Genomic DNA, 5,497 nt, shown 5'->3' with positions numbered 1-5,497 from the left:
GTTGGACCAAAAAGAAATGACTGACCCTGAATTCAATCTCCTCTCCAAACTGGAAACTGAAGGGATGCTCTCTATATTCGGAAGAAAGCCAGAAGACGAGAGCGTCCTTGCATACGAGATTTGTGAAAGAGGATGGGCATCGTACACCGGAAAAACGAAGATTCCAGAACGAGGAAAAATAAGATACCTCCTAGTTAATCTGGCGATCACTTCACACGGTCGAGAAGCACTCGGAAACGAACGAAAGAAAAGAGCGGAGAACTCCGTCTCAGGTGTATCAAAGACCGTTGCTAAAGCGTCCATGAAGAAAGTCGGATTCTTCATTTCACATGCTATCACAGTCGCCATCACAGTATTCGTCACTCTGTTGATCAAGGACTTCATGGACTCTCGAAAAGGACCACAGCAGGAAACCCAAGAAGTCCATGACAATGAGACCACTATAAATGAGTAAAAGAAAAGAAAGACTGTCCAACCAGTCAGCCCATACAACTCCGGCCAGCGCTCCGCGCTGACCTACGCGTATGGCTTTCACGTTGGACAAAAAATGAAAATATCAGACTGGCACAAACTTCTAAACTCGGAAGGATTCGTCCCAAGCATGTGGCATCGGAGAAACAAAGCCGAGCACAGCATTGTATCCGATATTTCACTCTCTATTTCAGCATTTCTATCCGAGAATTGGAAACTAGTCGATTTGTACTCGAGAAGAGCAATCCTAGACATAGAGGTGTACCTGAAGACACCTCCCAGCGAAGAAGAACGAAAGTACATTGAAGGGGTTTTAGCCTATCTGGAAGATCTAGCGAAAGAATCCTTCGACAAACTGCCGAACTCTAAGAAACAAACCTACCAAGAGGAACTAACCAAATTAAGAAAGCTGGTCCAACCAGTCATCCCATAGAACTTCGGCCAGCGCTCCGCGCTGACCTACGCCTATGGATTTCACGTTCGCTAAAAAATGAAAGATACCTACCAAATCCTTCAAGCAAAACTCAGAGGTGCCATCGGCTATAGAATAGCACTGAACGTACTGAAGGACGGGTACACTTTCATCGGCGACAACCAACAGAAGTGCATTGACCGACACAGCATCAGGCTAGACTGCACCAAAGGTTGTTCCCATTGTTGTCACTTTCGTGTCGACGCGAGATCACACGAGATCCTGCTGATTGCTAGCTTCATCAAAGAAAGATGGACAGACGAAGACATCGAAGAGTTAAAGAAGTCTTTAGTTACATACAAAGAGGCTGCATCAACTCTCAGCTACACAGAGCACATGGCCACAAACATGAAGTGTCCATTGCTGAAGAACGGTTCCTGTTCAGTATACCAAGTTAGGCCGATGGGATGCAGGCGGCATCACGCTCAAGACGTAAAGGGATGCATCTACTCTTACGAACACCCTAATGATCTAGAATTTCCAGGAACCAAGTCACCGACCCTTATCGAGGCAACCGGTAAGGCAGAAAATCTGGTTTCATATTTATACATGATCGAAGGCTATGATAGTCAGGGTTACGAATTGGCATCTTCGCTTTTAGAAGCAATCGATTCAACTAAGCCATTCAAGCGATGGAAAAACAAGAAGAAGACATTTACTACGGCGATACAAACACCTAAAAAATAAGAGCGAACCAGACGGACCATACAACTCCGGCCAGCGCTCCGCGCTAGCCTCCGCGTATGTCCTCGACGTTCGCAAAAAAATAGAATGAAGTCGATTTTAGCAGTAGCAGTTTTCTGCATACATATCACCACAGCCATGGGCTACAACATATACATTACACGATCCGACGAGCTTTGGGATGCTGAACCCGAGCAACAGATCACGTTTAAAGAATGGAAAGAACTCGTTGATTCGACACCATCGCTACGCTTGGATGGGTACGCCGAAGCCGGATCTGGAGAAGACAAAATACGAATCAATCAGGAAGGACTAACCGCCTGCTTAAATAAAGAAGGAGAGATAATCGGGTGGTTCACTTATTCTGAAGGGGTCATTTCTTGCGATGGTCCAAATGATGAAACGATCAAGGAAATGTATCGAATAGCGAAGAAACTAAACGCAGATCTAATGGGCGCTGAGGGAGAGTACTACGGACCAGACGCCGAAGTTATTAAGAATGAAAATTAGTGCGAACAAGGCAGTCGAGGCAACGTCGGCTAACGCCGCCGTCGCCTCACTTTGACGTTATGCAGAAAAAGAAATGAATGGCGAAAGCATAGAAATGATCTCAAGCGAACTCTCGCTCACTATACCCGATGAGATCAAAAAGTTTCTTGCCGAAGTAAATCATCTACCGAAAAGGATACTCGAAGAGAAGGAGATCCTTCGTGACCCAGCGGCGGTAATCGCTCTGAACAAAGAACTAAGAAAAGAAGGGTATTATCACCTTCCATGGTTCGACCACTTCTTTGCGATTGGAAGCGATCCTGGGCACATGATTTACTACTTCGACCTTTCACATGACTCACCACCTGCAGTTTTAGCCAATCACGACTATGACTGCATTTACGAATACGAGATTTTGGCACATGAACCAGAAATGCTCGTTGAGTACCTAAAAGAAATGGCCGAAGAATGGGACAAAGAATAGAAGATGAAAACAAGCATAACAAGTCGGTTCAGACAACGTCGGCTAGCGCCGCCGTCGTCTGACCTCAGCGTTAGCCAAAAGAATGAACCTCGAACGAACAAAGGCTCTAATTCATGACGGAATCGATAGGTCTGATCCGAATCAGAGCCTTTTGAATCTACTCGAATCCACTATCGAGCTACTTAACATCGAAGGGAACGATTTCATTTGGTCATCATGGAATTCCAGCGAAGAGGCGATTGCAGAGATACAGAAGATCAAAGAATCGATTCTTTCTGGAGTTCTACCACCAAACCTAGAGGTATCGGTTTTGTTCGCACCAACCGGTCCAATTCAAGAGGTAAGCTTAAGTAGTGGCTGGGCTGATACATTTCTAAAGATAGCCGAAAGATTTGATGAGATTGAAAACCTACTATGGAAATGAAAGAAGAGGCTAACCAGTCGGTCCATACAACTCGGGCCAAGCGCCCGAGTTGTGGCAGCAGCAAGGACATATCCTCACAACTTCCTGCACGACGGTTTCACAGCCCTCGCGTATGACCTTCACGATATGTGAAGAAATCATGACGAAGAAATACTTCATAGCCACTACCGGCGAAAAACGCCCCAGAGGTTCTGACTTCGTCCTACCCCACCGACTTGAAGGCGGCTTGAATCTGGTATCCACAAAGAATGGAAAGAAAATAGAAAGATTCATGACCGTATTCACTGGCGTTGATCTGACTCCACAGAAAATCCTAAAGAAGATGATCGACTCCGGACTGAAGATCGAATCGGTGGATCAGGCGCTAGAGGACTGCACACGGATACTAGAAAAAGCAAAAGAATCAAAAATCGGATACATCTATTCGACTGAAGATTCAGAGTTCGCTTTTCGATGCGAAGGGAAAGCAAAATAACACATATCAAGTCGCTTCAGACAACGTCGGCAAGCCGCCGCGTCTGAGCTCTGCGTTGGAAGAATAAATGAAGATCTTAGCTACAGAAGGGTTACCAACTATTTTGACACACTATGTGCCATTGCCCCTCCTTGCGTTCTTGATTATCCTGACCGTCACCCAGCTTCTTATCGTATTCAAAAATAAAAACAGTAGATTGAGTAGGTTAGTTCTCCTGCTTGCATTCGTTCAAGTATCACTGGGTATGATTTACGTTCTCCAACGAGAACAAATGAATTTGAAAGAACTTCTGACTTTATACGTGGGAGAAGATGAGATTCCAGATTTCTTGATCATCGGATCCATACGAAATATCGTTATTTCAGCGAGTTGGTGCTGTGGCCTATCCGTTGTAGGACCCGTTGCACAGTTAATGAGAAATTTTTCCAACCAGTCGACGCATACAACTTCGGCAAACGCCCGCCTCTTTCAAAACGAACCCTCAGAAATCGACGACCTCAGACATGGAGGCCAAGCCTAGGCCTCGTCGTATGGTCTCAGCGTACTGCTGCGTGCACAACGCCGAGAAATGGGCCAAGGCCGCCTTCGGGGCCCCTCGCCCCGGCCCGGCGTCCGCCCTTAGGGCCCTGCTGGCCGCGCTGGCCAACTTCCGCTTGCCTTATCCGCAAAAACGCTTAGAAACGGCAGCACTCACCCACCTCCCCCATGCAGCCTGAAATCCCCTCGCGAATCCCGTTTTCCGACACCCAGAACAAGACGGTCGATACAATTCGCGACAGTACCGCGAATTGAAGGTTGATGCTTTTTAGTGTTGTCGCTCATGTATCACCTCCGCGTTAGAAAATAATAATGACCCCAAAATTCAGATACACGCATTCTCATACCTTCACACGAGAAGAGTACGTGTATTTGACCGGACTCTTCTCGAGGAAAAGCAAGCCACTAAGACTAACGCTAGCGATTCTGATTGGCGTAGTCTGCCTGCTTTCTCCGTACACGATAGTAATCGGAGTAGCGATCCTACTTCTCGTTGGTCTAGCTTTCTTTCTAGGAAAGAAGAGCGCAGGAACTTTCAATCGTTGGTTTACAAATTCGAAGTTTCTCCAAGGCGAAGTGACCTATGAAGTGAACGATAGAGATCTTCGGATCAGCTGCGATAAACTCGATATCCGAGTGGATTGGGCGATGGCGTCGGTTTGGGAAGAAAAAGACGGTTGGCTTCGAATCTCGTGCGAAGCGACTCCAAACCTATACTTCAGAATCGAAGAGTTGAAAAAAGCGGAGGTCTACGAGCATGTCATCGACCTGTGCAATCATTACGCAGTACGCTTCAACTCCGAAGATGCAAAAATGAATTCTAACCAGTCAGCCCATACAACTCCGGCCAGCGCTCCGCGCTGACCTACGCGTATGGCTTTCACGTTAGCTAAAAAAATGAAGATCCCCAAATTGGCATTTCTGCCCCTTACCCTGACTACACTCTTCGTGAGACTGTCGGCGATAGAAGACGTAAGCATGGACTTAAGTTTCGATGCTGGATCAGCATTTGTTCGATGGTCGAACCAATCTCAAAGAGAAATTAGCTACTACCGAAACCAGAGTACTTCGAATGGCGACCAGTATTGGGGGTATCGACTCTATTTAATAAACGAAGAGGACGAAGTGACAAAAGTCTTTTTCGTTGGAGAGACCGAAGCGTCTGTACCCGATTTCAGCAACCTAAAGCCAGGAGAGACTGAAACGACCGAGATTGATTTGGATGCGTGGTTCAAGAAAAACGAAGAATACGAGATGCCTAGACCTAAAGATGGGAGATACATCACATTCATGAAATATGATGATTCTGAATACGATGGTTCACTAGGTTTCACCAGTCTTGGCACCCATTTTTCATCCATCGCAACTCTTCAAATTGAGAATGGAAAAGTTAAAAACTAGAGCTAACCAGACGGTGCTGGCAACGTCGGCTAACGCCGCCGTCACCAGACCTTAGCGTTA

The 5,497-nt window shown here is 46.2% G+C and carries 10 protein-coding genes; all 10 read left to right on the top strand.

Annotated features, from left to right (window positions below):
- The coding region (locus H5P27_RS09645; RefSeq protein WP_221774668.1) for a hypothetical protein at positions 1-454 on the top strand (454 nt) is incomplete at its 5' end.
- Between the two features lie 93 nt (positions 455-547).
- Positions 548-904, top strand: a complete 357-nt coding sequence (locus tag H5P27_RS09640; protein WP_185660197.1) for a hypothetical protein — start codon at positions 548-550, stop codon at positions 902-904.
- A 57-nt stretch (positions 905-961) separates the two neighbouring features.
- Positions 962-1,630: a YkgJ family cysteine cluster protein gene (locus H5P27_RS09635; protein WP_185660196.1), complete on the top strand. Its 669-nt coding sequence runs from the start codon at positions 962-964 to the stop codon at positions 1,628-1,630.
- Between the two features lie 84 nt (positions 1,631-1,714).
- Positions 1,715-2,137, top strand: a complete 423-nt coding sequence (locus tag H5P27_RS09630; RefSeq protein WP_185660195.1) for a hypothetical protein — start codon at positions 1,715-1,717, stop codon at positions 2,135-2,137.
- A 73-nt stretch (positions 2,138-2,210) separates the two neighbouring features.
- Positions 2,211-2,600, top strand: a complete 390-nt coding sequence (locus H5P27_RS09625) for an SMI1/KNR4 family protein (RefSeq protein ID WP_185660194.1) — start codon at positions 2,211-2,213, stop codon at positions 2,598-2,600.
- An 82-nt stretch (positions 2,601-2,682) separates the two neighbouring features.
- Positions 2,683-3,024: a hypothetical protein gene (locus H5P27_RS09620; protein ID WP_185660193.1), complete on the top strand. Its 342-nt coding sequence runs from the start codon at positions 2,683-2,685 to the stop codon at positions 3,022-3,024.
- A gap of 139 nt (positions 3,025-3,163) precedes the next feature.
- Positions 3,164-3,499: a hypothetical protein gene (locus H5P27_RS09615; RefSeq protein WP_185660192.1), complete on the top strand. Its 336-nt coding sequence runs from the start codon at positions 3,164-3,166 to the stop codon at positions 3,497-3,499.
- A 67-nt stretch (positions 3,500-3,566) separates the two neighbouring features.
- Entirely contained in the window at positions 3,567-4,019 is a 453-nt protein-coding gene (locus tag H5P27_RS09610; protein ID WP_185660199.1) for a hypothetical protein, read from the top strand.
- 329 nt (positions 4,020-4,348) lie between these two features.
- Entirely contained in the window at positions 4,349-4,900 is a 552-nt protein-coding gene (locus H5P27_RS09605) for a DUF308 domain-containing protein (protein WP_185660184.1), read from the top strand.
- A 33-nt stretch (positions 4,901-4,933) separates the two neighbouring features.
- The gene (locus H5P27_RS09600) at positions 4,934-5,437 is read left to right on the top strand and encodes a hypothetical protein (protein ID WP_185660183.1); all 504 of its coding nucleotides are present in this window, start codon (positions 4,934-4,936) and stop codon (positions 5,435-5,437) included.
- Positions 5,438-5,497: the final 60 nt, after the last annotated feature.

It is taken from the genome of Pelagicoccus albus (genome assembly GCF_014230145.1).
GTDB classification, from domain to species: Bacteria; Verrucomicrobiota; Verrucomicrobiia; order Opitutales; family Opitutaceae; genus Pelagicoccus; species Pelagicoccus albus.
This window is presented reverse-complemented; position numbering and strand designations above follow the sequence as displayed.

Coding starts and splice junctions, on each gene's coding strand:
- H5P27_RS09615 (WP_185660192.1), top strand. CDS start 3,164: ATGACGAAGAAATACTTCATAGCCACTACCGGCGAAAAACGCCCCAGA.
- H5P27_RS09605 (WP_185660184.1), top strand. CDS start 4,349: ATGACCCCAAAATTCAGATACACGCATTCTCATACCTTCACACGAGAA.
- H5P27_RS09635 (WP_185660196.1), top strand. CDS start 962: ATGAAAGATACCTACCAAATCCTTCAAGCAAAACTCAGAGGTGCCATC.
- H5P27_RS09625 (WP_185660194.1), top strand. CDS start 2,211: ATGAATGGCGAAAGCATAGAAATGATCTCAAGCGAACTCTCGCTCACT.
- H5P27_RS09600 (WP_185660183.1), top strand. CDS start 4,934: ATGAAGATCCCCAAATTGGCATTTCTGCCCCTTACCCTGACTACACTC.
- H5P27_RS09620 (WP_185660193.1), top strand. CDS start 2,683: ATGAACCTCGAACGAACAAAGGCTCTAATTCATGACGGAATCGATAGG.
- H5P27_RS09610 (WP_185660199.1), top strand. CDS start 3,567: ATGAAGATCTTAGCTACAGAAGGGTTACCAACTATTTTGACACACTAT.
- H5P27_RS09640 (WP_185660197.1), top strand. CDS start 548: ATGAAAATATCAGACTGGCACAAACTTCTAAACTCGGAAGGATTCGTC.
- H5P27_RS09630 (WP_185660195.1), top strand. CDS start 1,715: ATGAAGTCGATTTTAGCAGTAGCAGTTTTCTGCATACATATCACCACA.